The organism is Pseudomonas sp. 91RF (assembly GCF_003576265.1).
Taxonomy (GTDB): domain Bacteria; phylum Pseudomonadota; class Gammaproteobacteria; order Pseudomonadales; family Pseudomonadaceae; genus Aquipseudomonas; species Aquipseudomonas kribbensis.
In genome coordinates this window covers 42,489-68,840 of record NZ_QWFC01000024.1, presented here as the reverse complement: position 1 = coordinate 68,840, position 26,352 = coordinate 42,489, and the positions used below count along the sequence as shown (strand labels likewise).

The 26,352-nt window shown below is 60.6% G+C and carries 24 protein-coding genes and 1 pseudogene; 12 read left to right on the top strand and 13 right to left on the bottom strand.

Going from position 1 to position 26,352, the window contains the following annotated elements; translation table 11 throughout:
• Nucleotides 1-32 precede the first annotated feature (32 nt).
• Nucleotides 33-551 (bottom strand): peptide-methionine (R)-S-oxide reductase MsrB, encoded by a 519-nt coding sequence (gene msrB, locus DXT77_RS11595; protein ID WP_119427697.1) that lies wholly within the window; start codon nt 549-551, stop codon nt 33-35.
• A gap of 151 nt (nt 552-702) precedes the next feature.
• On the opposite strand from msrB, the gene DXT77_RS11590 reads away from it, so the two are divergent.
• The 3 genes from DXT77_RS11590 to DXT77_RS11580 all read left to right on the top strand — a co-directional run bounded on the left by DXT77_RS11590 (nt 703) and on the right by DXT77_RS11580 (nt 3,758).
• Nucleotides 703-1,419, top strand: coding sequence for a response regulator transcription factor (locus DXT77_RS11590; RefSeq protein ID WP_119427696.1), 717 nt, complete (start codon nt 703-705; stop codon nt 1,417-1,419).
• On the top strand, nt 1,416-2,936 hold the full coding sequence (locus tag DXT77_RS11585) for a HAMP domain-containing sensor histidine kinase (protein ID WP_119427695.1): 1,521 nt from the start codon (nt 1,416-1,418) through the stop codon (nt 2,934-2,936). The genes DXT77_RS11590 and DXT77_RS11585 overlap by 4 nt, the downstream gene beginning before the upstream one ends.
• Before the next feature lie 117 nt (nt 2,937-3,053).
• Nucleotides 3,054-3,758, top strand: a complete 705-nt coding sequence (locus tag DXT77_RS11580) for a hypothetical protein (RefSeq protein WP_119427694.1) — start codon at nt 3,054-3,056, stop codon at nt 3,756-3,758.
• Nucleotides 3,759-3,827: 69 nt separating this feature from the next.
• On the opposite strand, the gene DXT77_RS11575 is transcribed toward DXT77_RS11580, so the two are convergent.
• From DXT77_RS11575 to hmpA, 9 genes are all read right to left on the bottom strand, one after another.
• Nucleotides 3,828-4,319: a RidA family protein gene (locus DXT77_RS11575; protein ID WP_085709372.1), complete on the bottom strand. Its 492-nt coding sequence runs from the start codon at nt 4,317-4,319 to the stop codon at nt 3,828-3,830.
• 194 nt (nt 4,320-4,513) lie between these two features.
• Nucleotides 4,514-5,401, bottom strand: coding sequence for a heme o synthase (cyoE, locus tag DXT77_RS11570; RefSeq protein WP_039765651.1), 888 nt, complete (start codon nt 5,399-5,401; stop codon nt 4,514-4,516).
• Nucleotides 5,402-5,411: 10 nt separating this feature from the next.
• The gene (gene cyoD / locus DXT77_RS11565) at nt 5,412-5,747 is read right to left on the bottom strand and encodes a cytochrome o ubiquinol oxidase subunit IV (protein ID WP_065261339.1); all 336 of its coding nucleotides are present in this window, start codon (nt 5,745-5,747) and stop codon (nt 5,412-5,414) included.
• A complete protein-coding gene (locus DXT77_RS11560; protein ID WP_007956720.1) occupies nt 5,747-6,373 on the bottom strand; it encodes a cytochrome o ubiquinol oxidase subunit III in 627 nt (208 codons plus the stop codon). The genes cyoD and DXT77_RS11560 overlap by 1 nt, the downstream gene beginning before the upstream one ends.
• A 3-nt stretch (nt 6,374-6,376) precedes the next feature.
• Nucleotides 6,377-8,407, bottom strand: coding sequence for a cytochrome o ubiquinol oxidase subunit I (cyoB, locus tag DXT77_RS11555; RefSeq protein ID WP_085701769.1), 2,031 nt, complete (start codon nt 8,405-8,407; stop codon nt 6,377-6,379).
• A 3-nt stretch (nt 8,408-8,410) separates the two neighbouring features.
• On the bottom strand, nt 8,411-9,352 hold the full coding sequence (gene cyoA / locus DXT77_RS11550) for a ubiquinol oxidase subunit II (protein WP_065261342.1): 942 nt from the start codon (nt 9,350-9,352) through the stop codon (nt 8,411-8,413).
• 823 nt (nt 9,353-10,175) lie between these two features.
• Nucleotides 10,176-10,685 (bottom strand): disulfide bond formation protein B, encoded by a 510-nt coding sequence (locus DXT77_RS11540; RefSeq protein ID WP_085709370.1) that lies wholly within the window; start codon nt 10,683-10,685, stop codon nt 10,176-10,178.
• Nucleotides 10,686-10,710: 25 nt separating this feature from the next.
• Nucleotides 10,711-11,271, bottom strand: a complete 561-nt coding sequence (locus DXT77_RS11535; RefSeq protein WP_119427693.1) for an ester cyclase — start codon at nt 11,269-11,271, stop codon at nt 10,711-10,713.
• A 210-nt stretch (nt 11,272-11,481) separates the two neighbouring features.
• Nucleotides 11,482-12,663 (bottom strand): NO-inducible flavohemoprotein, encoded by a 1,182-nt coding sequence (hmpA, locus tag DXT77_RS11530; RefSeq protein WP_119427692.1) that lies wholly within the window; start codon nt 12,661-12,663, stop codon nt 11,482-11,484.
• Between the two features lie 163 nt (nt 12,664-12,826).
• Here hmpA and norR point away from each other — a divergent pair, with 163 nt between their 5' ends.
• The 5 genes from norR (at nt 12,827) to DXT77_RS11505 (ending at nt 17,116) form a co-directional block, all read left to right on the top strand.
• Nucleotides 12,827-14,383 carry a nitric oxide reductase transcriptional regulator NorR gene (norR, locus tag DXT77_RS11525; protein ID WP_119427691.1) on the top strand — a complete coding sequence of 519 codons (1,557 nt, stop codon included), beginning with the start codon at nt 12,827-12,829 and terminating at the stop codon, nt 14,381-14,383.
• Between the two features lie 128 nt (nt 14,384-14,511).
• Entirely contained in the window at nt 14,512-15,414 is a 903-nt protein-coding gene (locus DXT77_RS11520) for a chemotaxis protein CheV (protein WP_085709366.1), read from the top strand.
• Between the two features lie 27 nt (nt 15,415-15,441).
• Nucleotides 15,442-15,900 (top strand): GNAT family N-acetyltransferase, encoded by a 459-nt coding sequence (locus DXT77_RS11515; protein ID WP_119427690.1) that lies wholly within the window; start codon nt 15,442-15,444, stop codon nt 15,898-15,900.
• A gap of 61 nt (nt 15,901-15,961) precedes the next feature.
• Entirely contained in the window at nt 15,962-16,279 is a 318-nt protein-coding gene (locus DXT77_RS11510) for a hypothetical protein (protein ID WP_119427689.1), read from the top strand.
• 87 nt (nt 16,280-16,366) lie between these two features.
• The gene (locus DXT77_RS11505) at nt 16,367-17,116 is read left to right on the top strand and encodes a YkgJ family cysteine cluster protein (RefSeq protein ID WP_119427688.1); all 750 of its coding nucleotides are present in this window, start codon (nt 16,367-16,369) and stop codon (nt 17,114-17,116) included.
• A 96-nt stretch (nt 17,117-17,212) separates the two neighbouring features.
• Here DXT77_RS11505 and DXT77_RS11500 read toward each other — a convergent pair whose 3' ends face one another.
• The 3 genes and pseudogenes from DXT77_RS11500 to DXT77_RS11495 all read right to left on the bottom strand — a co-directional run bounded on the left by DXT77_RS11500 (nt 17,213) and on the right by DXT77_RS11495 (nt 19,183).
• Complete coding sequence (locus tag DXT77_RS11500; protein WP_372238674.1) at nt 17,213-18,280, bottom strand: methyl-accepting chemotaxis protein; 1,068 nt, start codon at nt 18,278-18,280, stop codon at nt 17,213-17,215.
• Nucleotides 18,281-18,523: 243 nt separating this feature from the next.
• Nucleotides 18,524-18,805, bottom strand: a pseudogene (locus tag DXT77_RS30360) (PAS domain-containing protein); the annotation flags it as partial.
• A gap of 150 nt (nt 18,806-18,955) precedes the next feature.
• Nucleotides 18,956-19,183 carry a hypothetical protein gene (locus DXT77_RS11495; RefSeq protein WP_114885412.1) on the bottom strand — a complete coding sequence of 76 codons (228 nt, stop codon included), beginning with the start codon at nt 19,181-19,183 and terminating at the stop codon, nt 18,956-18,958.
• A 755-nt stretch (nt 19,184-19,938) separates the two neighbouring features.
• Between DXT77_RS11495 and DXT77_RS11490 the strand changes: the two genes are divergently transcribed.
• Genes DXT77_RS11490 through DXT77_RS11475 form a run of 4 tightly spaced genes read left to right on the top strand, consistent with a single transcriptional unit; the run spans nt 19,939 to nt 26,237 of the window.
• On the top strand, nt 19,939-21,099 hold the full coding sequence (locus DXT77_RS11490; RefSeq protein WP_119427686.1) for an efflux RND transporter periplasmic adaptor subunit: 1,161 nt from the start codon (nt 19,939-19,941) through the stop codon (nt 21,097-21,099).
• Complete coding sequence (locus DXT77_RS11485) at nt 21,096-24,197, top strand: multidrug efflux RND transporter permease subunit (protein WP_114885416.1); 3,102 nt, start codon at nt 21,096-21,098, stop codon at nt 24,195-24,197. The genes DXT77_RS11490 and DXT77_RS11485 overlap by 4 nt, the downstream gene beginning before the upstream one ends.
• 8 nt (nt 24,198-24,205) lie before the next feature.
• The gene (locus DXT77_RS11480; protein WP_053123617.1) at nt 24,206-24,883 is read left to right on the top strand and encodes a heavy metal response regulator transcription factor; all 678 of its coding nucleotides are present in this window, start codon (nt 24,206-24,208) and stop codon (nt 24,881-24,883) included.
• Nucleotides 24,873-26,237, top strand: a complete 1,365-nt coding sequence (locus DXT77_RS11475) for a heavy metal sensor histidine kinase (protein ID WP_119427685.1) — start codon at nt 24,873-24,875, stop codon at nt 26,235-26,237. Before DXT77_RS11480 ends, DXT77_RS11475 begins: the two co-directional genes overlap by 11 nt.
• Nucleotides 26,238-26,352 lie beyond the last annotated feature (115 nt).

Below are 26,352 nucleotides of genomic sequence, written 5' to 3'. Positions count from 1 at the left end.
GAAGTGAGTGAAGATTGCAGGCGGGCCATGACTCAGGCCGCCACGGGTTTGAAGGTCATGGCCAGGCCGTTCATGCAGTAGCGCAGACCGGTGGGTTTGGGCCCGTCGTCGAACACATGGCCGAGGTGCCCGCCACAACGTCGGCAGTGAACTTCCTCCCGGGTCATGCCGAAGGACCGGTCCTGGCGGGTGGCCACGGCGTGTTCCAGCGGCGCCCAGAAACTCGGCCAGCCAGTGCGGCTGTCAAACTTGGTGTCCGACGAAAACAGCGCCAGATCGCAGCCGGCACAGGCGAACGTGCCGGCCCGATGCTCGTTGTTCAGGGGACTGCTGTAGGCCCGCTCCGTGCCTTCCTTGCGCAGCACGTCGAATTGCTCGTCGGTGAGCAGCGCATGCCATTCACTGTCGCTGTGGGTCACTTCAAACGCTTCATCGGCGAGTGCCTCACCGACCAGCGCCGAACCCCCGGATAACTTTGGCAATACACCCGCCAGTAACGCTGCAAGCCCCAGCCCGCCGCCCGTTGCCAGAATCTGTCGCCGTGAAAACATGGCCGTCTCCCAAAATTCCAGATGCCTGTCGTGGAACACAGCCTAGGCTTGGGTTGATCGCCAAATCCTCACGGGAAGTTAAACAATTCGTGATAACTCGCCCCGAGGAAAACCCGCACAATGCGCACATTGCGCCGAAGGATTGAGCTTCATGGAACAGACCAAACGCGTCCTGGTGGTCGAGGACGACCTGCACATTGCCGACCTCATTTGCCTGCATCTGCGGGATGAACAATTCGAGGTGGTCCACAGCGCCGACGGCGACGAAGGCATGCGCCTGCTGCAGCAAGGTCACTGGGATGCACTGATCCTCGACCTCATGTTGCCGGGCGTCGACGGCCTGGAAATCTGCCGCCGCGCCCGGGCCATGGCCCGCTATACACCGATCATCATCACCAGCGCCCGTTCCAGCGAACTGCACCGCATCCTTGGCCTGGAACTGGGCGCCGACGACTATCTCGCCAAACCATTCTCGATGCTGGAGCTGGTGGCGCGGGTCAAAGCCCTTCTGCGCCGGGTAGACGCCATGGCCCGCAACCTGAAGATGGACGCCGGCAGCCTGAGCCTCGACGGCCTGACCATCGACCCGATCACCCGTGACGTCGCCCTGAACGGCCAGCGCCTGGACCTCACCCCGCGGGAATTCGACTTGCTGTACTTCTTCGCCCGCCAGCCGGGCAAGGTGTTCTCGCGCATGGATCTGCTCAACGCGGTCTGGGGCTACAGCCACGAAGGCTACGAACACACGGTCAACACCCACATCAATCGCTTGCGGGCGAAGATCGAGGCGGATCCGGCACAACCGGCGCGCATCCTCACGGTGTGGGGCCGTGGCTACAAATTCGGCACGGGTACAGAACAACCATGAAGCTGACCCTGACGCAGCGCCTGTCCCTGGTATTCGCCGTGTTGCTGCTGGCGTGCTGCGGCACGTCGGCATGGTTGCAGGTGCGCTCCAGCCAGATGCATGAGCTGGAGGTGGTGCAGGGTCTGTCCCGGGATCTGGCGCAGCACATCGCCCACGACACGGTACTGATGGACAGCAACGGCCTGATGCCCGGCGCGGTGCGCGAACTGTTCAGCCAGTTGATGCTGGTCAACCCGAGTGTCGAGGTGTATCTGCTCGACACCGAAGGCCGGATCGTCGGCAACGCCGCTCCTGAAGGACGCCTGCGTCGGCAGTCCGTCGATCTGCAACCGATCCGGCGCCTGCTCAATGATCAACCGCTGCCGATCCTCGGTGATGACCCGCGCAGCGTCGACGGCCGCAAGGTCTTCAGTGCCGCGCCGTTGCAGGTCAACGGCAAGCCAGCCGGTTACCTTTACGTGGTCCTGCTCAGCGAAGCGCACGACCGTTTCGCCGAACGCGGCGCCACCAGTGCAGCGTTGAATACGGCGTTGCTGTCCATCGGTCTGGTGGCGTTCCTGTGCCTGATTGCCGGTCTGACGGCATTCAATCTGATCACCCGGCCATTGCGTCGGCTGACCGAAACCGTGAGCCAATTCGATATCGACGGCGCACCGCAATCGCTGCCAATCGCGCCGACGCCTGTGGACAAGTCTGCCGACCCGGACGAAATCGCCGTGCTCGACGCAGCGTTCCGGCAAATGCAAAACCGCCTCGGTGAACAGTGGCGCTCATTGACCCGTCAGGATCAGGAGCGTCGGGAACTGGTGGCGAACATTTCCCATGACCTGCGCACACCGCTGGCTTCGCTGCATGGTTATCTGGAAACGCTGTCACTCAAGGACGCCACCCTGTCTCCGGAAGAACGCCGCCGCTATCTGGGGATCGCCCTGGATCAGAGCCGCAAGGTCGGCGGACTCGCGCAATCGCTGCTGGAGCTGGTACGCCTTGAACATGGTTTTGTGCAGCCGGTACTGGAGCAGTTCTCCCTGACCGATCTGGTCCAGGACATCTTCCAGAAATTCGAACTCGGCGCCGAAGCCCGGAACGTCGAGCTCAAGGCCAGTTTCAGCGCCAACCTGCCGACGGTCTGCGCCGACCTCGGGCTGATCGAACGGGTGCTGACCAACCTGTTCGATAACGCCTTGCGCCATACGCTGCCGGGGGGCGAAATCGAACTCGGCCTGAAACCCCAGGGCGCACTGGTTGAAATCACCGTCAGTGACACCGGCCCCGGCATCGCCGCCGATTTGCGTGAAGGTTTGTTCCTGCGTCCGTTCAATATCGGCGGCGCGCGACGCGACGGCGGACTGGGCCTGCGAATCGTGCACCGGATCCTGCAACTGCACGGGCGCGAGATCCAGTTGCTCGATGTCGCGGGACGGGGCGCGACCTTTCGCTTCTCGCTGCCGGTGGATCAACAGAACGCCGAACAATGGATCGTGCGTTCGATGAACCTGAATACACCTGGCAAATAATCTCCATCGGGCCGTTGCTCCGTGACAATGCCGCCCCGCTCCCCTAAATTAGTCGGCCTGAAAAAGCCCCCCATGCTTTCTCGTCTTATCCCAAGTTAAAAAAGTAGTGAAATTTCAATGTCCGATTTCAACACCGCTGAATCCGTAGTCACCCTGTCGTCCAAAGCGGAATACGAAAACTCCATCAATCTTTCACAACACATTCCACAAGCGAAGATCATCAGCGAGATGGTACTCGACGCGTTCCAGTCGACCCGCGAGAGCGAGCAGATCCGCGAACTGCGCGCCGCGATCCGCCAGGCTCACGATCGCTTCGATGACGATCAGGCCTACGAGCTGATGGGCCAGCTCAAGCGCCTGAAGGATGCCGAGGCAGCCGACATCGCAGCCCTCGAAGACCTGAGCAGCAAGTTCCCGATCAGCCGCATCCTGTCCAGCTTCAAGGACGATCCGGCATTCCAGGAAATCGTCTACGGCCTGGCCCTCAAGGTGCTGAACCAGACCCATCAGGCGATCAGCAACCCGAGCGGCGGCAAGAGCAAGGCTACCCGCGCCAAGAAAGACGTCGAGGTGTTCAGCATCAGCAAGGACGGCATCAGCGTGACCCTGCCAATGCGCACGCCGCGTTCGCGCCTGAGCGTGGATCGTGAGGCGCTGGAATTCCTCGGTTTCACCTTCGTCGGTGAAGGCGAAGAAGCAGAAATCGAAGGCGAGACCTTCGTCGACAACGCCGGCACCGAACACGCGATCAACCGCAAGAACATCATCACCGCGCTGCAACAGCAGACCGCGTTCGATGGTTACAGCATCGCTGCCCAGTAAGCGTAGCGCTGACGAAAAAGCCCCGCTCTGAATCTCAGGCGGGGCTTTTTGTTGCGCGGCTTTCAGCGATTACGCCGACGGATGTACCGCTGCGATCATGTCGACTTCGATGGCCGCGTTTTTCGGCAACTGATAGACGCCGACGGTGGTGCGGGTATGGCGACCGGCATCCCCCAGCACATAACTGAAAACGTCGGATGCGCCGTTGGCCACTTCGCTCAGGTCTACGAAGTCCGGGGTCGACTTCACATAGACCGTGACCCGCAACAGCGCCCTGACCTTGTCCAGCGAACCGACCGCATCGACGATGAACGCCAGGCAACGCATGGCGCTGATGCTCGCGGCGGCTTGCGCATCCTTGAGCGTCAGCTCCAGCCCGACCCGGCCGGGATACTGAATCTTGCCTTCGGTACGCGGCACCATGCCACTGATGTACAGCTCATCGTGATGACGCACCAGCGGCGCGTAATTGCCGCCCACCGTGTTTTCGCCATTGATGTCGTAATTCAGCTCTTTTGCCAGGGCAATGAAGCGTTCGTCGCAGGTCATCCTCTCAGTCATTTCGCCCAGCCTCTTGATCGATGCATGAAGTTGGATCCGAATCTAGGGCTTTTGCCTGGGGATCGCAACCTGTCGATTTCTGGTTAATCATTTACGCCTGAACCAAAACCGCTGTGAGGGATTCACCTGCCGCAGACAACAAAAAACCCCGCTCATCTCTCGATGAACGGGGTTTCTCGTACAGCGTTCGAACCTTACGGCGCGTACGTCAGCAAAAGCTCGGTCGGCACCTTGAAGTCCAGGGACATCATGACGCTCAACGCGGTGATGGTGAAGATCGAGAACACGAACAGCTTGCGTGCCCAGACCGTGTCATCCACCGCCTTGTAGCCGGTCCAGGCCATGTACAGCCAGTACATGCCCATGGCCGCGGCGACGGCGAGGTAGCTCATGCCGGCGTAGCCGCTGAAGGTCAGCATCAGGGTCGCCACGAGGAACGCCAGGATGTAGAACAGGATGTGCTTCTTGGCCACCTGGATTCCGCGCTTCACTGGCAACACCGGAATCGATGCGGCCAGGTAATCGTTGAAGCGGAAGATCGCGATGGCGTAGGAATGCGGCATCTGCCACAGGCTGAACATCACCAGCAGGGTCAGCGCGGCCATGTCGAAGCTGTTGGTCACGGCCACGTAACCGATCACCGGCGGCATGGCGCCCGACAGACTGCCCACCAGCGTGCCGTGAACCGACTTGCGCTTGAGGTACAGGCTGTAGAAGCCGACGTAGATGATGAAGCCGATCACGGCGAACAGGGCAGCCAACGGGTTGGCCACCTTGTACAGCAACGCAACGCCGGCGACACCCAGGACGGTCGCATAGACCAGGGCCAGTTTCAGGGAGATAAGGCCCTGGACCAGCACCCGGTTCTTGGTGCGTTCCATCTTCAGGTCGATGTCGCGGTCGATGCAGTTGTTGAACACGCAACCGGAGGCCACGACCAGGGAAGTGCCGATCATGGCGGCCAGGAACACCGCCAGATCTACATGCCCTTTCGAGGCCAGGAAGAACCCGCCTGCCACAGAAAGCACGTTACCGAAAATGATCCCCGGTTTGGTGATTTGGATAAAGTGCTTGAGCGACATCGGGTCTACCTCACTTCGCCATCATGAACGTGTGGATGCTGAACATGATCCACAGCGACAGGCCGACCAGCAGCAGGATCACGATGGCCGTAAAGACGAACGCGATCACGTTGTTACGCTGGGCCACGGAGCGGTCCAGGTGCAGGAAGTAATACAGGTGAACGATCACCTGGATTACCGCGAACAGCAGGACGATTGCCAGCGTGGTGGACTTCGGCAGGGTCGGGAACATCACCAGGCCGAACGGGATCACGGTCAGGATCACCGACAGGATGAAGCCGATGGCGTACGACTTTACGCTGCCGTGGCCAGCATCATGGCTGTCATGGGAGTGTGCATTAGCCATTACAGGGTCCCCATCAGGTAAACAACGGTGAATACGCAGATCCACACCACGTCCAGGAAGTGCCAGAACAGGCTCAGGCAGCTCAGACGGGTCTTGTTGGTCGCCGTCAGGCCGTGCTTGTTGACCTGGTACATCATGATGCCCATCCAGATCAGACCCGCGGATACGTGCAGACCGTGGGTACCGACCAGGGTGAAGAACGCCGACAGGAAGCCCGAACGGCTAGGACCGAAGCCCTCGGAGATCAGCAGGTGGAACTCGTTGATCTCCATGGCGATAAAGCCTGCGCCGAGCAGGAAGGTCATGAACAACCAGCCCAGAACCTGCTGCTTTTTACCTTTGTACAACGCCAGCATGGCGAAGCCGTAGGTGATCGAACTGAACAACAGCAGAGCGGTTTCGCCCAGCACGTATGGCAGTTCGAAGATGTCGTGGCCCGACGGGCCACCGGCGACGTTGTTTACCAGTACCGCGTACACCGCGAAGATCGACGCAAACAGAATGCAGTCGGTCATCAGGTAGAGCCAGAAACCGTATACGGTCATCTCGCCCGAGTCGTGGTGATGGTCATCGTGCCCATGGTCGTGGCCATGGGCGTGTCCAGCATTGGTCACTAAGTTCGACATTGTTTAAGCCTGTTCCAACTTGGTTTCAACACGGGTCGCGGAAGCAGGGATCTTCCCGGCCGCTACCAGACGCTTGTGCTGCTCGGCTTCGATGCGCTCGATCGTTTCAACCGGAACCATGTAGCCCTGGTCGTCACGTGCAGCGTGGATCACGAAGTAGATGACAGTGCCGGCCAGGCTGGCGATCGCCAACCACCAGATGTGCCAGATCATCGCGAAACCGAATACGGTCAGCAGTGCGCCCATCACCACGCCAGTGGCGGTGTTGTTCGGCATGTGGATCGGCTCGTACTTGGCCGGAGTCTGGTACGCAGTACCGTTTTCCTTGGCTTCGGTGAACGGGTCGATGCAGTCAGCCTTAGGCAGCACAGCGAAGTTGTAGAACGGAGGTGGCGACGAGGTCGACCATTCCAGGGTATGGGCATTCCACGGGTCACCGTGTTCGCACATGTTTTCCGGCTTGTTGCGGTCACGTACCGAAACGTACAGCTGGATCAGCTGGCAAGCGATACCCACAGCGATCAGGATCGCACCGAACATGGCAACGTACAGGTACGGTACCCACTCAGGGTTGGTAGTGGCGTTCAGACGACGGGTCATGCCCATGAAGCCCAGTGCATAGAGCGGCATGAACGCGACGAAGAAGCCCGAGATCCAGAACCAGAACGCTGCTTTACCCCAGCCTTCGTGCAGCTTGAAGCCGAACGCTTTCGGGAAGTAGAAGCCGAAGCCTGCGATGTAGCCGAATACTGCGCCGCCGATGATCACGTTGTGGAAGTGCGCGATCACGAACAGGCTGTTGTGCAGAACGAAGTCAGCACCCGGGATGGCCAGCAGTACGCCGGTCATGCCGCCGATGGCAAAGGTCACCATGAAGCCCAGGGTCCACAGAACCTGGCTGGTGAAGCGCAGACGGCCCTGGTAGATGGTGAACAGCCAGTTGAACAGTTTCACACCCGTCGGGATGGAAATCAGCATCGTCGCCAGACCGAAGAAGGCGTTGACGCTGGCACCCGAACCCATGGTGAAGAAGTGGTGCAGCCAAACCATGAAGCCCAGTACCGAGATCGCGCCCGAAGCGTAGATCATCGAGTGGTGGCCGAACAGTTTCTTGCCGGTGAAGGCCGAGATCACTTCCGAGAAGATGCCGAAGGCCGGCAGGATCAGGATGTAAACCTCAGGGTGGCCCCATGCCCAGAACAGGTTGACGTACATCATTGGATTGCCACCAAGTTCATTGGTGAAAATGTGGAAATCCATGTAACGGTCAAGGGTCAGCAGTGCCAGGGTAGCGGTCAGGATCGGGAACGAAGCCACGATCAGAACGTTTGCCCAGGTGCAGGTCCAGGTGAAGATCGGCATGTCCATCAGTTTCATGCCTGGGGTACGCATTTTCAGCACGGTCGCGAGGAAGTTGACCCCCGTTAGCGTTGTACCCAGACCCGATAGCTGTAGCGCCCAGATGTAGTAGTCCATCCCCACGCCAGGGCTGTATTGCAGACCCGACAACGGTGGATACGCTACCCAGCCGGTCTTGGCGAATTCGCCGACGCCCAGGGACAGGTTGATCAGCACGACGCCGGACACCAGCAGCCAGAAGCTCAGGGAGTTCAGGAACGGGAACGCAACGTCACGGGCGCCGATCTGCAGCGGCACTGCAAGGTTCATCAGGCCGGTGAAGAATGGCATCGCCATGAAGATGATCATGATCACACCGTGAGCGGTGAAGATCTGGTCATAGTGTTCAGGTGGCAGGTAGCCAGGCGAACCCTCGGTGGCCATGGCCAGCTGGGTACGCATCATGATGGCGTCGGCAAAGCCACGCAGCAGCATGACCATGGCAACGATGATGTACATCACGCCGATTTTCTTGTGGTCGACCGACGTCAGCCACTCGGTCCACAAGTAAGTCCACTTCTTGAAGTAGGTGATTGCAGCGAACAACGCCAGACCACCGAGCGCGATCATCGAGATGGTGACCATCACGATCGGCTCGTGGAAAGGGATCGCTTCCCAACTTAATTTACCAAACATCGTTTACTCCTCTGCCCCGGCAGCTGAATGCGAATTCGAGTCCATATCCGTTGCCGCCACTTCTTTCTCTTTCTTCTCGTGCTTCAGCGGCTTGCCCGGTTTCATGCCTTCGTACTTGTCGACGATGGTCTGGAACAGGTTCGGCGTGACCGAGGAGTAGAGCTCGACTGGATTGTTCTGGCTTGGCTTGGCAAGGGCTGCGTATTCAGCTTGTTCAAGCTGTTTAGGTGCCTTTTTGACTTCACTTACCCAGGCGTCGAAATCTTCCTGAGAAGTTGCGATCGCTTTGAATTTCATACCGGTGAAACCAGCGCCGCTGTAGTTGGCGGAGATACCGTCCATTTCAGCGTTGCGGTCAGCGATCAGGTGCAGCTTGGTGGTCATGCCCGCCATCGCGTAGATCTGGCCGCCCAGGCCCGGGATGAAGAACGAGTTCATCACCGCGTCCGAAGTGATCCGGAAGTTGACTGGCGTGTGCGCCGGGAACACGATCTTGTTGACCGTGGCGATGCCTTGTTCCGGGTAGATGAACAGCCACTTCCAGTCAAGCGCGACCACTTCGATGGTCACTGGCTTGACGTCGGACTCGATCGGACGATACGGATCCAGCGAGTGGGTCGACTTGTAGGTGATGTAACCCAGGGCAATGATGATCAGGACCGGAATGGTCCAGACTGCCACTTCGATCTTGGTCGAGTGCGACCATTTCGGGGTGTAGACGGCGTTCTTGTTGGAGGCGCGGTACTTCCAGGCGAACAGGAAGGTCATGACGATGACCGGGACAACAACCAACAGCATCAGCAGCGTAGCGGTGATGATCAGGTTGCGCTGTTCCAGGCCGACCTGGCCCGTTGGATTGAGCAAGGTCATGTTGCAGCCTCCCAGCAACAACGTGCCGAGCAGCGGCACTAGGCCTAGTAATCTGGGGTACCTGTTTTTACTCATCTCACGACCTCTAAAGCAGCTTGCGCAATGCAGTTGGGTTTTGATCGCCAACACTTCACCCTGCCAAGGGTTGGCATTTTCTTTGGATTGAATAAGGGCCGCCCGTCGCGCGTCAGACGCTCGACAAATCCTGGGACAGCGGTCAGTTCTTATTCGAATTCGTGGTCAAAGGCCTTGTTACAGACCAATTCCATTTGGTGCGGAAAGTTGGAAGGCACCGACACCTGGGTGTCTCGCAAGCCTTTCGGCCCCTCGACACCCGACTTCCTGCTCAGTTCCTTATAAAGGTTGAACAGTGCCGGGAATTCAGTGCGGGCGATTGTAGATAGGTAGCGCCCTATACACCATGTCTTATCCCGAAATAATTTTTATCGCTCAGAGCAACAATCCATCACCGTTTTTGCAAAAGTTCCGCATGTTATCGAAATCGATTCTCAACAAAAACACCAAAAAATGTAGGTGTACCTGGCTCGGATCAGACAGTTCCGAAGACTTTTTCCGACACCGTGAAGCGCTTAAACCCCGATAACCCAAGGGCTTTGGCCAATTGCCACAGGTTGTTAAAACTGCCTGTTCCGGCACCACCGTCCCAAAGCCGAAAAACCCTGAAACAGACCAATCCTTTTTTGTAACAACACTCCAATCCGGGCCCGCGAAAGGCACTGCGACACGGCGCGTGTGACAACATGTCGCACACCTGTCGCACCGTCCCTTGCCGTTCGTCACGACGTTTTCACAAAGACCCTGAAATGCAAAACGCCCCGATTTGCGTCACTGCAAATCGAGGCGTTTGTGTTATCGGCGCAGGGGCCGAAAAGTTGATTCAGCGCAATGCTTTTCGGTTGCGCGAGGTCAGCAGCGGCACCAGGATCACCACCAGCACGAAAGCCACCAGAGCCCATTGCGCCAGCGACAGACCGAGGATCGGCGGGTACGGCGTCGAGCAGAAACCGTCGACCTGGAAGCCCAGCGGGAAGATCTTCGCCAGCGGCAGGTCATCGACGATCGGCTGCAGCACATCGATGCCGCAACTCACCGCCGGGTAGAACTGGGTGTACACGTGATGCCCGGCGACGCCGGCTCCGGCAATCGCGCAAATCACCACCAGCACCTCGAACACGGTGATGCTGCGGCGGGTGCGCATGGCCGCGCCGATGAACGCGAACAGCGCGATCAGCAGCAATGCATAACGCTGCAGGATGCACAGCGGGCATGGCGCCTCGCCCAGCACGATCTGCATGTACAGCGCGCCACCGATCAGCGCCAGGCAGATGACGCCCAGCAACACCAGATAGCGCCGTTCACGTCCCAATCGAATCGTTTCCTCGCTCATCGCGTTTCCCTTTCATGTCCATGGTTCAGCTGGCCGGCGGCTGTGCTTGCAGTTGCGCCATCAGGCTGATGTTGTCTTCGATATGCCAATTGGCCGCGATGCGACCGTTGTCGATCTGATAGATATCGGTTGCCCGGAAGTCTACACGCTGACCCTGCCCTTTGAGAGCCTTGAACGTACCGGTGAAATGCCCGCGAAAGTGCAGATGCACCACCACGCGATCACCGGCGACGATCATTTGTTCGATCTCGCAGCTCAGGTCCGGCACCGCCGTGCGAAAGAACTTCGACGCCAGCAGCGGCCCGGTCGGCCCTTGCACCCGGCCTTCCGGCGGGGTCTTGTCGACGAACTGCGGCGACAGGGCGGCGGTGGCCAACGCCTCTTCACCCGTGTTCCAGAAACTGCCGTAACGCCGCGCCGCCAGCTCCATTGCGTCACGCTGGGCCTTGGGCAGGCTCTGATCGACGATCAGGGTCTGCGGCTGGATCAACGCGGATTCGGCAAAGGCAAACGGACTGGACAGCAAGGCAACCGACAGGCCCAACGCGGCCAGGCTGAAACGGCGGGAAGAGGCGAAGTGCGACATGGGAGCGATCCTGATCATGTAAACAAACGAGCGCCTATCATCAGCATCGAGGAATAAACGATAAACCGGTTAAGAAACGATTAACCTTTAAACACTTTTTAAGAATCAAGACCGTATAACGGCTAATCGCTAGCAGGCTAGCTCCCACAACGGATTGCATTCCAATTGTGGGAGCTAGCCTGCTAGCGATGAAGTCGACTCGGTTCTGGATTATTCCAGAGCCGCCGCCGGCCCGAAGAACTCATACCGGCTCTGCTTCTCCGGCACACCCAGCGCCTTCAGATGACGCTTGATCGCCCCCATGAAGCCTTTCGGCCCGAGGAAGTAGGCGTCCACATCACGCTGCACCGGCAGCCACTCGCCCAGTTGTTCCTGGCTCAACAGCCCGACCTTGTCCGCCGCCGGGCTCACGCCGTCATCTTCGGCGTAGCAATAGAAACGCTTGAGCTGCGGATGGCGCTCGGCCAGACCGTCGATCCAGTCACGGAACGCATGCACGCTGCCATTGCGCGCGCAGTGAATGAAATGCACCGGACGCTCGGTTTCCAGCGCTGCTTCCAGCATCGCCAGGGTTGGCGTGATACCAACGCCGCCGCTGATCAGCACCAGCGGTTTGTCGCTGGCAGTCAGAGTGAACTCGCCCGATGGCGGGAACAGCTGGATGCTCGCACCGACATGCAGTTGATCGTGCAGGTGATTGGACGCGCGGCCGCCCGGTTCACGCTTGACGCTGATGCGGTACTGGCCTTTGTTGGCCAAGGCTGACAGCGAGTAATTGCGGCGGATTTCTTCGCCGTCGAGGATCAGCTTCATGCCGATGTACTGGCCTGGCTCGGCTGCGAGAATCGGGCCCTTGTCTGCAGGCTCGAAGTAGAACGAAATGATTTCCGCGCTCTCCTCGACCTTGGCCGCGACGATGAACTCCCGCGCCCCGCGCCAGCCGCCGACGGCCTGTTCTTTCTGGTCATAGATGGCGGTTTCGGCGCCGATCAGGATTTCGGCCAATTGACCGTAGGCCGCGCCCCAGGCACTCATCACTTCCGGCGTGGCAATTTCATCGCCCAGCACCTCGGAGATGGCGCGCAGCAGGCAGGTGCCGACGATCGGGTAGTGCTCCGGCAGAATCTGCAACGCCACGTGCTTGTTGATGATCTTCGCCACCAGATCGCCCAACTGGTCGAGTTGATCAATGTGACGGGCGTACATCAATACGCCGTTGGCCAAGGCGCGAGGCTGGTCACCGCTGGCCTGGTGGGCCTGGTTGAACAGCGGGCGGACTTCCGGGTACTCGGAGAGCATCATGCGGTAAAAGTGGGTGATCAGCGCTTCACCCCCGCTTTCCAGCAGAGGCACAGTGGATTTGACGATGGCACGATCCTGGACGCTAAGCATAAGGGTGACTCCTGAGCTTTCTATAAAAGTGCCTTATGTATTCCAGTAATCGTGCCAAGTATTTTTTCTATATAAATCAATTAGTTGAAATTTATGTAGTCAGATCGACACAAGCCCCTCTATAGTCGCTTCGACTACAACGCGTCTCTTTGACTACAAGCCCATGTCCGCCAAATCACTGCTCACCGCCCTGCTCCCGCTGGTCTCCGACCTGTCCCGTGAATTGCCCGAAGGCGAACGCTACCGACGCCTGCTCGAAGCCATGCGCGCCCTGCTGCCGTGCGATGCCGCAGCTTTGTTGCGCCTCGATGGCGAGTGGCTGGTGCCATTGGCCGTGGACGGTTTGAGCACCGACACCCTCGGTCGGCGCTTCAAGGTCAGCGAACACCCGCGTTTCGAAGTGCTGCTGGCAGGCGCGGGGCCAACCCGTTTCGCCGCCGACAGCGAATTGCCCGATCCTTATGACGGATTGGTCGACGGCCTCGACGATCACCTCGAAGTCCACGACTGCCTCGGCTGCCCGCTGTTCGTCGATGAAAAACTCTGGGGCCTGATTACCCTCGACGCCCTCGATCCCGAGCGTTTCGAACCCATCGAACTCGACGCCCTGCAGGCCTTCGCCAGCCTCGCCTCGGCCACGGTCAACGCCGCCGAACGCATCGAACGTCTGGCGACTCGCGCCGAGGACGAACACCAGCGCGCCGAGGTCTATCGCCAGGCAAGCGGCCAACAGAACCGGGAAATGATCGGCCAGAGCAAGGCCCACAAACGGCTGGTGGAAGAAATCAATCTGGTGGGCGGCAGCGACCTGACCGTGCTGATCACCGGGGAAACCGGGGTCGGCAAGGAACTGGTGGCGCAGGCGATCCACGCCGCCTCCCAGCGTGCCGACAAACCGATCATCAGCCTCAACTGCGCGGCCCTGCCGGATACGCTGGTGGAAAGCGAACTGTTCGGCCACGTACGCGGCGCTTTCACCGGCGCCACCAGCGACCGGCGCGGCAAGTTCGAACTGGCCAATGGTGGCACGCTGTTTCTCGATGAAGTCGGCGAGTTGTCGCTGACGGTTCAGGCCAAACTTTTACGCGTGTTGCAGAGCGGCCAGTTGCAGCGTCTGGGGTCGGACAAGGAGCATCAGGTCGATGTGCGCCTGATCGCCGCGACCAACCGCGACCTGGCCGAAGAAGTGCGCAGCGGCCGCTACCGCGCCGACTTCTACCATCGCCTCAGTGTTTACCCGTTGCGGGTGCCGGCGCTGCGTGAGCGGGGTCGCGATGTGTTGCTGCTCAGCGGTTTTTTCCTGGAACAGAACCGCTCGCGCATGGGCCTCAACAGCCTGCGCCTGAACAGCGATGCCCAGGAAGCGCTGCTGGCCTACACCTGGCCCGGCAACGTGCGGGAACTGGAGCACCTGATCGGGCGCAGCGCGCTGAAGGCGCTGGGCAACTGCAAGGTGCGGCCTAAGATTCTCAGCCTGAGCGCGATGGATCTCGACCTGCCGCGCGAGGTTGTGGATAACTCGCCGGAACCGGCCAGTGCCGTCGCTTCACTGCCTTTGATTTCCGGGGATCTGCGCACCGCTACCGAGCAGTATCAGCGGCAGTTGATCAGTGCTGCACTTGAGCGTAATCGGGACAACTGGGCGAGTGCTGCGCGGGAGTTGGGGCTGGATCGGGCGAATCTGGGGCGGCTGGCCAAGCGGCTTGGCCTGAAAGGCTGAAAGATCCGGCATCGGAACACCACCCGACAACTAACCTAAAGCCCAACCTTTTGACGCCGATAACCCGGCATCAATAGTTTCTGGCGATTTCCACCCTCGCCCACCACCTTTTTCCACAGAAGGTTTTTATGTCTTCCAACAAAGCCCGCGCAGATTCACTTTCGCTTCTGCTGTTTACCTTGCGCAGCGGCAAGCTGATGGCGATCAACCTGCTGAAGGTCAGTGAAATCATCCCCTGCCCGCCGCTGACCAAGCTGCCGGAGTCGCACCCGCACGTCAAAGGCATCGCCACCCTGCGCGGTGCTTCGCTGTCGGTGATCGACCTGAGCCGCGCCATCGGCGAGCGTCCGCTGGAAGACCCGAACGGCGGCTGCCTGATCGTTACCGACGTCAGCCGTTCGAAACAGGGTCTGCATGTGCAGGCGGTGAGCAAAATCGTGCATTGCCTGACCACCGACATCAAACCGCCGCCGTTCGGCTCCGGCGGTTCCCGCGCCTACATCACCGGCGTGACCTCGGTGGACGGCACGCTGGTGCAGGTGCTGGACATTGAAAAAGTCATCCACGGCATCGCCCCGGCGCAGATCGACATGGCCCCGACCGAGCTGAGCATGGAAGACGCCGAAGTGCTGGGCAACGCGCGGATCCTGGTGGTCGACGACAGCCAGGTGGCGTTGCAGCAATCGGTGCACACCCTGCGCAACCTCGGCCTGCAATGCCACACCGCCCGCAGCGCCAAGGAAGCCATCGACTGCCTGCTGGACCTGCAAGGCACCGCGCAGCAGATCAACCTGATCGTCTCCGACATCGAAATGTCCGAGATGGACGGCTACGCCTTCACCCGGACCCTGCGCGAGACCCCGGACTTCGCCCACCTCTACGTGCTGCTGCACACCTCGCTGGACAGCGCGATGAACAGCGAGAAGGCCCGCCTCGCCGGCGCCAACGGCGTGTTGACCAAGTTCTCCTCGCCGGAGCTGACCCACTGCCTGATCGAAGCGGCCAAACACGTCGCCGCCCAGGGTTACTGAGCCTTGAGCGAGACATTCTGCTTTCTGATGCGGCGCGACCTGAGCCAGGACGTGCCGGCCATCGAGTGGCCGAACGGCATCGAACTCACCACCTACAGCGTTGAACGGGCGGCCGCCGTGCATGAACTGATGCAAATCGGTTACCGCGAAGGCGGCGGGCGGGTGCCGGCACTGGACGTCTGGCAGCAACAATATGAAACGGACGCCGAATACGATCCGGCGCTGTGTTTCATCGCCAGCGATGCCGACGGCGTCATCGGTGTGGCGCAATGCTGGACCAGTTCCTATATCAAGAATCTGGTGGTGCATCCCCGGGCGCAAGGTCGCGGACTCGGTCGGGCGTTACTTCTGCATGCGTTCAAGGCTTTTCAGGATCGGCGCGAGGGCTTTGTCGACCTGAAGGTGCTGGAGGACAACTTGCGGGCGCGACGGCTGTACGAAAAGTCTGGAATGTATGCGGTCCGCCGGGAATTGGTGCCGGACTGACAAACTAAAATCCTGCGGCATACTCAAACCCTGGCGATCAACCTCCAAGGATGCCCGAACCATGAAACGCCTCGCCCTCTCCATACTGTGTCTCATCGCCCCGCTTGCCCACGCCTCCAGCCCCGACGCCTGGGCGGCCTACGACAAAACCGTACTCGCCAGTTGCACCAAGGCCAGCGGCCTGAAAGACGCCAAACCGGTCGGCACTGCGGCGCAATTCGATGACCGCGTGGGCTACACCGCCCTGTTGCTGCAGGGCCAGTACCCGCAAAAACACATGAAGGGCCAGCAAGGCACCGAGTTGTGCCTGTACAACAAGAAGTCGAAAACCGCGTTCGTCACCGAATGGGACTCGATCCGCCCGACCGCCAAACCCTGAGCGAATGGCGCACAACTTGCTTCACTCCGGACCTGTACGGCGGCTTTATGTCGCCGATTCGCACCCTGATTGAAGATTGCCCGCTCAATGAATACGACCTTTTCCTGCGTAGGTTGCGGCAAATGCTGCACCGATCACCATGTCCCCCTGACCCTGGCCGAAGCCCGGATGTGGGCGGCCGACGGCGGTCAGGTGATCGTGCTGGTGGAGGCGTTTCTCGCCAACGGCCTGGGTTTACCGGCGCAACAGCGTGAGCATGCACAGCGGCGTTCGGCGGTGGTGCGCAGCGGAACGTCCGACGCCCATGTGGCGATCACCTTCGCCGCCTACAACGTCGGTCCCTGCCGGAATCTTGACGAAGACAAGCTGTGCCGCATCTACGAGCGGCGGCCACTGGTGTGTCGTATCTATCCCGCCGAAATCAATCCGCACATTGCGCTGAACCCTGCCGCCAAGGACTGCCCGCCGGAATCGTGGGAACAAGGGCCGGAGCTGATCGTCGGTGGCGAACTGGTGGATCAGGAACTGGTGACATTGATCCAGCGCTCCCGTCAGGCCGATCGCGACGAGATCCGGACCAAGGATGCGATTTGCGGCTTGCTCGGCATCCGCACCACCGCGCTCAAGGGCGACGGGTTTACTGCTTATTTGCCGGACATGGGCGTATTTGCTTCGGTGATCGATCAGGTCACGGCGCAACCATTGAGCGACGTCTCCAGTGAATGGCTGTTTCATCTCTCCGGTGATGATGTCGCCGGACAAGTGCTGGCGGCCGGGGCACAGGTGGTGACCGAACCGCCGCAGACTTACGCGTTCATTTCATTAAGAGCGGCTTGATTTGATGGCCCAATCGCTAGCAGGCTAGCTCCCACAGGGAAACGCATTTCAAATGTGGGAGCTAGCCTGCTAGCGATTGGGCCGGAGAAAGCAGCCTCAATCCCGAACCTGCCGCCGCCCCCAGAACTCCCGCGCCAGCGAACGCAAATCCCCCGCCAGCCCCGCCACATCCTGTGAGTTGAGCTGGCTCTGGCGCCCTTCATCCACCGTCAGTTCACACGCCGTGCGGATGCTGACAATGTTGCGGTTGATGTCCTCGCTCACCGCGCTCTGCTCCTCGACCGCTGCGGCAATCTGCAGGCTCATCTCGGTGATCTGCTCGACTCGCCCACTGATGCCATCCAGTGCCCGGGCCGCGCGTTGCGCCTGTTCGACGCTGTTATCCACATGTTCGCTGCTCTGCTGCATCACCAGCACCGCATCCCGTGCACCATTTTGCAGAGTGCTGATCATCCGCTGAATCTCGTTGGTCGACTGCTGAGTGCGCTGGGCCAGCCCCCGCACCTCATCCGCCACCACCGCAAACCCGCGTCCGGCATCCCCGGCTCGGGCCGCTTCGATCGCGGCGTTGAGCGCCAGCAGATTGGTCTGCTCGGCGATGCTGCGAATCACCTCCAGCACCCCGGAAATCTCGCTGCTGTGTCCTTCCAGTTGATGAATCACCTCGGTGGCCCTGCCCAACTCCTCAGCCAGCCGCAACACCGCACTGCGACTCTCGCCAACCAAAAGATGACCTTCACGGGTTTCCGTCCCCGCCATATCGGCCGCCACCGACGCCTGCTGCGCATGGCTGGCCACCTCGGCGACACTGGCCGCCATCTGATGAATCGCCGCCGCCACCTGATCGGTTTCCGCCTGTTGCGCCAACGTGCTGGTGTGACTGCTGTGCAGATGATCCACCAGTTGCGCCGCATGCCCGGCCAGCCGCTGCGAGGCATCACCGATCCGCCCGACCACCGCGCCGACCTGAGCCTCAAGCATCTGCAAGGCGAACTCGATCTGCCCGAACTGATCCCGCCGCCCGGTATAAATGCCCTGACTCAACGGGTTGTCGGCAATCTGTTTCGCGCGTTCGGTCAGCCGCTCGAGCGGTCGCAACAACCAGCTCACGCCCAGAGCACAGGCGCCACTGCCGGCCACCAGCGCAGCGGCCTCAATGCCCATGGACTCCGGCCGCAACCAGGCTTCTATCCCCAGCACCGCTGCCAGCACCGAACTGGTCAACGCCACAATCCGCGCCCGCAAACCCAACACCGGCAGCCGCTGCCAACGCGACACCCGCTCGCCACGCAACTGCGCGTAGGCCCGTTCCGCCGCAGCAATCTGCCGCACATCCGGCCGCGTGCGTACCGACTGAAACTCCACCGCCGCACCGTTCTGCGTGACCGGCGTGACATAGGCACTGACCCAGTAGTGATCACCGTTCTTGCAACGATTCTTCACCAGCCCCATCCACGACCGCCCGCGCTTGAGCGTCTGCCACATATGGGCAAACGCCTGCGCCGGCATGTCCGGATGACGCAACAGGTTATGCGGTGTGCCCAGCAGCTCGTCACGGCTGTAACCGCTGATCTTGATGAAGTCGTCGTTGGCGTAGGTGATCGCGCTGGTCAGATCGGTGGTCGAGAGAATGTTCGCATCCGGCGCAACATCGACATTGCGCCCGGTCACCGGGAGATTGATCTTCATGGAAAGCGCGCTCGTTTTATTGGAAAGAGTCGGCAGGGCTGCTGACTCTAAGCGCACTCATCGGTTAAACGTTGATCTGGCTCAGGAACTGAGCAATTAGCCATCACTGTGACCGAAAATCACAGACGATGGCTGCAGGAGGGAAGTGAATCAGCGCTTGCCCATCGAACGACGAGTGCCCGACGGCGCCACACCCGGGGTCCTGGCGTGACGGTCACCGTCCTTGCCCTTGAACTGCGGCTGCTTGGCGGCTTTGGCCGCTGCCAGTTCACCTGGCTTGAACGGAAATTTGAACGCAGGAATGGTCGGCTTGGATTCGCCGGCCTCGGCCAGCTCTGCCGGGACATCGCTTACAGCGTTGTCGATTGGGGAAGTCATGAAAGCTCCGGGAAGCAAAAAGTCCGGCCCGGTGGATGAGCCGCGAAGGCGCGCAGTATACCTGCGTGCGCGGACTTTAAAGAGTCCCAAAAAGGGTACGACCGGTCCCTTTTTGGGACTGCTCGACTAACGGATCACTTCTCCCTATCAACCCAAATACACTGCAGAAACAAACGGTACACCCAACACATTTCCAAACATCCGAAAATGGAACGAGGAGCGTCCCGGGCTGCATTCCCACGCGGAGCGTGGGAACGATCAAGCAGTAAGCAGCCGCCTCTCGCTTCCCACCACTCAAAACGATGAGCGTTAGCTCGAGTACCGCTCTTGACGTACCGGCCCCTTCGGCAGGCTGAGTGGAGGGATTTATCCGGGGGTGGGAGCGCAGCGACCGTTTGGCGAAGCCAAACACATCGAGAGGAGGTGCAGCGAAGCAAACCGTAGGCGATGCCCCCGGATGAATACCGGAACGAAGGAACACCGAGCCAAAGCGAGGTGCCGAACGCAGGGGCCCAGCCTTTTGGTTACTTTTTGGCGTTTGAAAAAGTGACCCGCTGTAAGAGCGGAACCGCCAGCCGCAACACCCGAAGCAACGGATATTCACCCAAAACAACCCACAGCCTGGTCGGCCCAAAGGCCGCCAAGTCAAAGCCGAAACTGACAGCCGCGACAGCTAGCCGTCACCCTCCTGACCCCCAAACAAGTTTATAAAGAACCAACCTGCCCAAACCCCGTCCCCCTGGCGCCCCACAAGCATGCAAATCCAGAAGAAAAAGGCCCTGCTCGCCACCCTGCTGATCGCCCTCGCAGCCGCCGGCCTGTGGTATGCGATAAAACCCGCACCGGCCAAACTGGCCGCCCCGACCGCGATCCCGGTCAGGGTCGTCGCCGTCAGCGAAAAAGACGTCCCCCGCTACACCAGCGGCATCGGCTCGGTGCTCTCGCTGCACAGCGTGGTGGTACGCCCGCAGATCGACGGCATCCTCACCAAGCTGCTGGTCAAGGAAGGTCAACTGGTCAAACAGGGCGACCTGCTCGCCACCATCGACGACCGCTCGATCCGCGCCAGCCTCGACCAGGCCCGGGCACAACTGGGCGAAAGCCAGGCACAACTGCAAGTGGCGCTGGTCAACCTCAAGCGCTACAAACTGCTCAGCATCGACGACGGTGTCTCCAAGCAGACCTACGATCAGCAACAGGCACTGGTCAACCAGCTCAAGGCCACCGCCCAAGGCAATCAGGCCTCGATTGACGCGGCGCAGGTACAACTTTCCTACACCCAGATTCGCTCCCCGGTCACCGGTCGCGTCGGCATTCGCACGGTCGACGAAGGCAACTTCCTGCGCATGACCGACACCCAGGGTCTGTTCACCGTGACCCAGATCGACCCGATCGCCGTCGAGTTCTCTCTGCCCCAGCAAATGCTGCCGACCCTTCAGGGCCTGATCAGCGATCCGCAGCGCGCTCAGGTCAAGGCCTACATCGGCGCCGACACCGATGGCGAAACCGGCAACCTGCTGGGCGAAGGTCACCTGACCCTGATCGACAACCAGATCAACGCCAACACCGGCACCATCCGCGCCAAGGCTGAATTCGACAACCCCAACCAGAAACTCTGGCCCGGCCTGCTGGTGACGGTAAAGATTCAGACGGCGCTGGATAAAGATGCGCTGGTGGTCCCACCTACTGTCGTACAGCGGGGGCTGGATCAACACTTCGTGTATCGGGTCAACGGCGACAAGGTTGAAGCGGTGCAAGTACAAATGGTCTATCAGGGCAGCGGCCAGGACATCATCAAAGGCGTGAACCCCGGCGACGTATTGGTCAGTGACGGCCAGTCACGGCTCAAGCCCGGTTCGACCGTGCAGGTCATGAGCGAGCCGCCGCAGGTGGTACAAGCGGAGCCCAAGCCATGAAGCAGCACAAAGGCGTTTCGACCTGGTGCATCGATCACCCGGTGGCGACGATTCTGCTGACCATCGCGCTGGTGCTGGTCGGGGTGATTGCCTTTCCGCGCCTGCCGATTGCGCCGTTGCCGGAAGCGGAATTTCCGACCATTCAGGTCTCCGCACAATTGCCCGGCGCCAGCCCGGACACCATGGCGTCCTCCGTGGCCACGCCGCTGGAGGTGCAATTCAGCGCCATCCCCGGCATGACCCAGATGACCTCCAGCAGTGCGCTGGGCTCCAGCCTGCTGACCCTGCAATTCACCCTCGACAAGAGCATCGACACCGCCGCCCAGGAAGTGCAGGCCGCGATCAACACCGCCGCCGGCAAACTGCCGAAAGACATGCCGACCCTGCCGACCTGGAAGAAGGTCAACCCGGCCGACAGCCCGGTGCTGATCCTCAGCGTCAGTTCCACACAGATGCCCGGCACTGAACTCAGTGACCTGGTGGAAACCCTGCTGGCCCGTCAGATCAGTCAGATCGACGGCGTAGGCCAGATCAACATCACCGGTCAGCAACGTCCGGCGATTCGCGTACAAGCCTCGGCGGACAAACTGGCGGCCATCGGCCTGACCCTCGCCGACATTCGTCTGGCGATCCAGCAGACCAGCCTCAACCTCGCCAAAGGTGCGTTGTATGGCGAGTCGAGCATTTCCACGCTGTCGACCAACGACCAGCTGTTCCACCCCGAGGAATACAGCCAGCTCATCGTTTCCTACAAGGATGGCGCCCCGGTTCACCTGAAAGATGTCGCCAAAGTCGTCAACGGTTCGGAAGATGCCTACGTGCAAGCGTGGGCCGGCGATCAACCGGGGGTGAACCTGGTGATCTCCCGCCAGCCGGGGGCCAACATCGTCGAGACAGTGGATCGTATTCAAGCCGCCCTGCCCGGCCTCGAAGCCATGCTGCCGGCCTCGGTGCAGGTCAAAGTGCTGATCGACCGCACCCAGACCATTCGCGCCTCCCTGCATGAAGTGGAAATCACCCTGCTGATCGCGATCCTGCTGGTGGTGGCGGTGATGGCGCTGTTCCTGCGTCAGTTGTCGGCGACGATGATCGTGTCGGCGGTACTCGGCGTGTCGCTGACCGCCAGTTTCGCCTTGATGTACCTGCTCGGCTTCAGCCTGAACAACCTGACACTGGTGGCCATCGTTGTGGCGGTAGGTTTCGTGGTCGACGATGCGATCGTGGTGGTGGAAAACATTCACCGTCATCTGGAGGCCGGCGACAGCATGCGCGAAGCGGCGGTCAAGGGTGCCGGGGAGATCGGCTTCACCGTGGTCTCGATCAGTTTCTCGCTGGTGGCGGCGTTCATTCCGCTACTGTTCATGGGCGGCGTGGTCGGACGGCTGTTCAAGGAGTTTGCCCTGACGGCCACCTCGACCATCATGATTTCCGTGGTGGTGTCGCTGACACTCGCGCCGACACTGGCTGCACTGTTCATGCGCAAACCGGTGCATCACGCCCATGACAAACCGGGGTTCAGCGAACGCCTGCTCGGCTGGTACGAAAAAGGCCTGCGTCGCGCCCTCGCCCACCAGAAACTGATGATCGGTGTGTTCGGTATCTCGGTCGCGTTGGCCATTGGCGGCTACATCTTTATTCCCAAAGGGTTCTTCCCGGTGCAGGACACCGGCTTCGTCCTCGGTACGACGGAAGCCGCTGCGGACATCTCCTACAGCGACATGGTGAAAAAGCACCTGGCGATGGCGGAAATCGTCGCCGCCGACCCGGCCGTGCAGGCGTTTTCCCATTCGGTGGGCGTGTCCGGCAGCAACCAGACCATCGCCAACGGCCGCTTCTGGATCGCCCTGAAAAAACGCGGTGATCGCGATGTTTCGGCCAGCCAGTTCATCGACCGCATTCGTCCGCAGTTGATGAAAGTCCCAGGCATCGTGTTGTACCTGCGCGCCGGCCAGGACATCAACCTCAGCTCCGGCCCGAGCCGTGCGCAGTATCAGTACGTGCTCAAGAGCAACGACGGGCCGACGCTCGCTACCTGGACCCAGAAACTCACCGAAAAACTGCGCAGCATCCCGGCATTCCGTGACATTTCCAACGACCTGCAACTGGGCGGCAGCATCACCCACATCAGCATAGACCGCAGCGCCGCCGCGCGTTTCGGCCTGACCGCCAGTGATGTCGACGAAGCGCTGTACGACGCCTTCGGTCAGCGGCAGATCAACGAGTTCCAGACTCAGGTCAACCAGTACAACGTGATTCTGGAACTGGACACCGCACAGCGCGGCAAGGCCGAAAGCCTCAACTACTTCTACCTGCGCTCGCCGCTCAGCGGGGAAATGGTGCCGCTGTCGGCGCTGGCCCGATTCGACGCACCGACCATCGGCCCGCTGTCGATTGCCCACGACGGCATGTTCCCGGCCGCCAACCTGTCGTTCAACCTGGCGCCCGGCGTGGCACTGGGCGACGCGGTGATCCTGCTCAACCAGGCCAAGGCCGAGATCGGCATGCCGACCGCCATCAGCGGCAACTTCCAGGGTGCGGCCCAGGCATTCCAGAGCTCGCTGGCCAGCCAGCCGTGGCTGATTCTCGCGGCGCTGGTGGCGGTGTACATCATTCTGGGTGTGCTTTATGAGAGTTTCGTCCATCCGCTGACGATCATCTCGACCTTGCCGGCGGCGGGTCTCGGTGCGGTGATCATGCTGTGGATATGTGGCCAGGACTTTTCGATCATGGCGCTGATCGGGCTGGTGTTGTTGATCGGTATCGTCAAGAAGAACGGCATCCTGATGATCGACTTCGCCCTGGAAGCCCAGCGTCATCGTGGGCTGGCACCCCAGGATGCGATTTTCGAGGCATGCCTGACGCGGTTCCGGCCGATCATCATGACCACCCTCGCCGCCCTGCTCGGCGCCCTGCCGCTGATGCTCGGCTACGGCACCGGCGCCGAACTGCGCCAGCCGCTGGGGATCGCGGTCGTGGGCGGCCTGCTGGTGAGCCAGATGCTGACGCTGTTCACCACACCGGTCATATACTTGTGGCTTGAGCGGCTGTTCCACAAGCCCAAACCGGCGCCCGTTGCGGCGCTGGCAACGACAGACTGAGGCGGGTCATGCGCGTCCTGATTATCGAAGACGAAGAGAAAACCGCGGACTATCTGCACCGCGGCCTGACGGAACAGGGTTACACCGTGGATCTGGCCCGCGACGGCATCGAGGGCCTGCACCTGGCGCTGGAAAGCGACTACGCGGTGATCGTCCTCGACGTCATGCTGCCGGGCCTCGATGGCTTCGGCGTACTGCGCGCCTTGCGCGCGCGCAAGCAGACGCCGGTGATCATGCTCACCGCCCGCGAGCGGGTTGAAGACCGGATCCGGGGCCTGCGCGACGGCGCCGACGATTACCTCGGCAAGCCGTTTTCCTTCCTCGAACTAGTGGCGCGCCTGCAAGCGCTGACCCGACGCAGCGGCGGCCATGAACCGGTGCAAGTGAGCATTGCCGACCTGTGGATCGATCTGATCAGTCGCAAGGCCACCCGCGCCGGCACCCGGCTGGATCTGACGGCGAAAGAGTTTTCGCTGCTCAGCGTCCTGGCTCGGCGTCAGGGTGAAATTCTCTCGAAAACCGCAATTGCCGAGATGGTCTGGGACATCAATTTCGACAGCGACGCCAATGTGGTCGAAGTCGCGATCAAGCGCCTGCGGGCCAAGCTCGACGGGCCGTTCGACGAGAAGCTGCTGCACACCATCCGTGGCATGGGATATGTGCTGGAGAGCCGTGGTGTCCAGTAACTCCATCGCTTTGCGCCTGAGCGGCATGTTCACGCTGGTAGCGTTGCTGGTGTTCCTGTTGATCGGTGGCGCGCTTTATCAACAAGTGGACAAGGGCTTGGGGCTGCTACCGGAAGCCGAGCTGGATGCGCGCTACAGCGTGCTCGAATCCACCGTCGGCCGTTACGGCACGCCCGAGCATTGGGTCAAGATCAACAGCAAACTCAAGCTGCTCGGCGAAGAAGACAAGCGCATCAGTTTCTGGATCAGCAGCGGCGATCCGCAGTACGAGTACGGCGATTTCACCCCGCAGATTCGTGAATTCGCCAATGGTCCGCTGGGCATGCGCGACCTGCAATTGCCCGGTCAGCCCTACCCGTTGAAAGTGCTGGTCAGCCAGTTCCCGGCCAAGGATCAACGCCCGCCTCTGCGCTTCATGATCGGCATCGATACCGAGACCTTTCACCAGACTCAACACAATCTGCTGATCGCCTTGATCGGCCTGGCGATTGTCGGCGTGTTGATGGCTTCTGCATTGGGTTACTGGGTGGCGCGGATCGGCCTCAAGCCGCTGATCAAACTGTCCCATGAAGCCCAGCGTCTGGCGCCACCGCTGCGGGCCGGGCGCTTGCGTCTGTCGCCGTTGCCGCCGGAGCTGGAACAGTTTGTCGACTCGTTCAACTCGACGCTGGAACGGGTCGAACAGGCGTATTCACGACTGGAATCGTTCAACGCCGACGTGGCTCATGAGCTGCGCTCGCCGCTGACCAACCTGATTGGCCAGACCCAGGTCGCCCTCACTCGCGGGCGCTCCGCCGAGCATTATTTCGAAGTGCTGCAATCCAACCTCGAAGAGCTGGAACGCCTGCGCTCGATCATCAATGACATGCTGTTTCTGGCCAGCGCCGATCAGGGCAGCAAGGCCACCAAGCTGACCTCGACGTCGCTGGCCGATGAAGTGGCGACCACCCTCGAATACCTCGATTTTATCCTCGAAGATGCACAGGTTGAGGTCCATGTGAGTGGCGACGCCCAGGTGCAGATCGAGATCGCCCATCTGCGCCGGGCGTTGATCAATCTGCTGAGCAACGCGGTGCAACACACCGCGCCGGGACAGGCGATCGAAGTGCAGATCACGGTCGAGGAACATCAGGTCAGCATCGGCGTGGCCAACCCCGGTGCGCCGATTGCCGGCGAGCATTTGCCGCGGCTATTCGAGCGCTTCTACCGGGTCGATGCATCGCGCAGCAACAGTGGCAACAACCACGGGCTGGGGCTGGCGATCGTCAAGGCGATTGCGCTGATGCATGGCGGCGATGTGTTCGTGCGCAGTGACCGGGGGATGAACACTTTTGGTATTCATCTTCCGGTCTGAATACTGGGATCGTTGCCATTCCCGCAACAGTCATTTATGAAAATCACGCTGTTTCCCGGTGCCCGGCGACCTTATCTTTGCCCGCACCAAACAGCACTTGCCAAGCAAGAAGGTT

What these genes read in the sequence shown, in the direction of transcription:
- DXT77_RS11590 (WP_119427696.1), top strand. Translation starts at nt 703, where the DNA reads ATGGAACAGACCAAACGCGTCCTGGTGGTCGAGGACGACCTGCACATT.
- DXT77_RS11505 (WP_119427688.1), top strand. Translation starts at nt 16,367, where the DNA reads ATGAATACGACCTTTTCCTGCGTAGGTTGCGGCAAATGCTGCACCGAT.
- cyoD (WP_065261339.1), bottom strand. Translation starts at nt 5,747, where the DNA reads ATGGCTAATGCACACTCCCATGACAGCCATGATGCTGGCCACGGCAGC.
- msrB (WP_119427697.1), bottom strand. Translation starts at nt 551, where the DNA reads ATGTTTTCACGGCGACAGATTCTGGCAACGGGCGGCGGGCTGGGGCTT.
- hmpA (WP_119427692.1), bottom strand. Translation starts at nt 12,663, where the DNA reads ATGCTTAGCGTCCAGGATCGTGCCATCGTCAAATCCACTGTGCCTCTG.
- DXT77_RS11540 (WP_085709370.1), bottom strand. Translation starts at nt 10,685, where the DNA reads ATGAGCGAGGAAACGATTCGATTGGGACGTGAACGGCGCTATCTGGTG.
- DXT77_RS11495 (WP_114885412.1), bottom strand. Translation starts at nt 19,183, where the DNA reads ATGACTTCCCCAATCGACAACGCTGTAAGCGATGTCCCGGCAGAGCTG.
- DXT77_RS11580 (WP_119427694.1), top strand. Translation starts at nt 3,054, where the DNA reads ATGTCCGATTTCAACACCGCTGAATCCGTAGTCACCCTGTCGTCCAAA.
- DXT77_RS11585 (WP_119427695.1), top strand. Translation starts at nt 1,416, where the DNA reads ATGAAGCTGACCCTGACGCAGCGCCTGTCCCTGGTATTCGCCGTGTTG.
- DXT77_RS11520 (WP_085709366.1), top strand. Translation starts at nt 14,512, where the DNA reads ATGTCTTCCAACAAAGCCCGCGCAGATTCACTTTCGCTTCTGCTGTTT.
- DXT77_RS11515 (WP_119427690.1), top strand. Translation starts at nt 15,442, where the DNA reads ATGCGGCGCGACCTGAGCCAGGACGTGCCGGCCATCGAGTGGCCGAAC.
- DXT77_RS11510 (WP_119427689.1), top strand. Translation starts at nt 15,962, where the DNA reads ATGAAACGCCTCGCCCTCTCCATACTGTGTCTCATCGCCCCGCTTGCC.
- DXT77_RS11485 (WP_114885416.1), top strand. Translation starts at nt 21,096, where the DNA reads ATGAAGCAGCACAAAGGCGTTTCGACCTGGTGCATCGATCACCCGGTG.
- norR (WP_119427691.1), top strand. Translation starts at nt 12,827, where the DNA reads ATGTCCGCCAAATCACTGCTCACCGCCCTGCTCCCGCTGGTCTCCGAC.
- cyoE (WP_039765651.1), bottom strand. Translation starts at nt 5,401, where the DNA reads ATGTCGCTCAAGCACTTTATCCAAATCACCAAACCGGGGATCATTTTC.
- cyoA (WP_065261342.1), bottom strand. Translation starts at nt 9,352, where the DNA reads ATGAGTAAAAACAGGTACCCCAGATTACTAGGCCTAGTGCCGCTGCTC.
- DXT77_RS11535 (WP_119427693.1), bottom strand. Translation starts at nt 11,271, where the DNA reads ATGTCGCACTTCGCCTCTTCCCGCCGTTTCAGCCTGGCCGCGTTGGGC.
- DXT77_RS11490 (WP_119427686.1), top strand. Translation starts at nt 19,939, where the DNA reads ATGCAAATCCAGAAGAAAAAGGCCCTGCTCGCCACCCTGCTGATCGCC.
- DXT77_RS11575 (WP_085709372.1), bottom strand. Translation starts at nt 4,319, where the DNA reads ATGACTGAGAGGATGACCTGCGACGAACGCTTCATTGCCCTGGCAAAA.
- DXT77_RS11500 (WP_372238674.1), bottom strand. Translation starts at nt 18,280, where the DNA reads ATGGGCATTGAGGCCGCTGCGCTGGTGGCCGGCAGTGGCGCCTGTGCT.
- cyoB (WP_085701769.1), bottom strand. Translation starts at nt 8,407, where the DNA reads ATGTTTGGTAAATTAAGTTGGGAAGCGATCCCTTTCCACGAGCCGATC.
- DXT77_RS11560 (WP_007956720.1), bottom strand. Translation starts at nt 6,373, where the DNA reads ATGTCGAACTTAGTGACCAATGCTGGACACGCCCATGGCCACGACCAT.
- DXT77_RS11480 (WP_053123617.1), top strand. Translation starts at nt 24,206, where the DNA reads ATGCGCGTCCTGATTATCGAAGACGAAGAGAAAACCGCGGACTATCTG.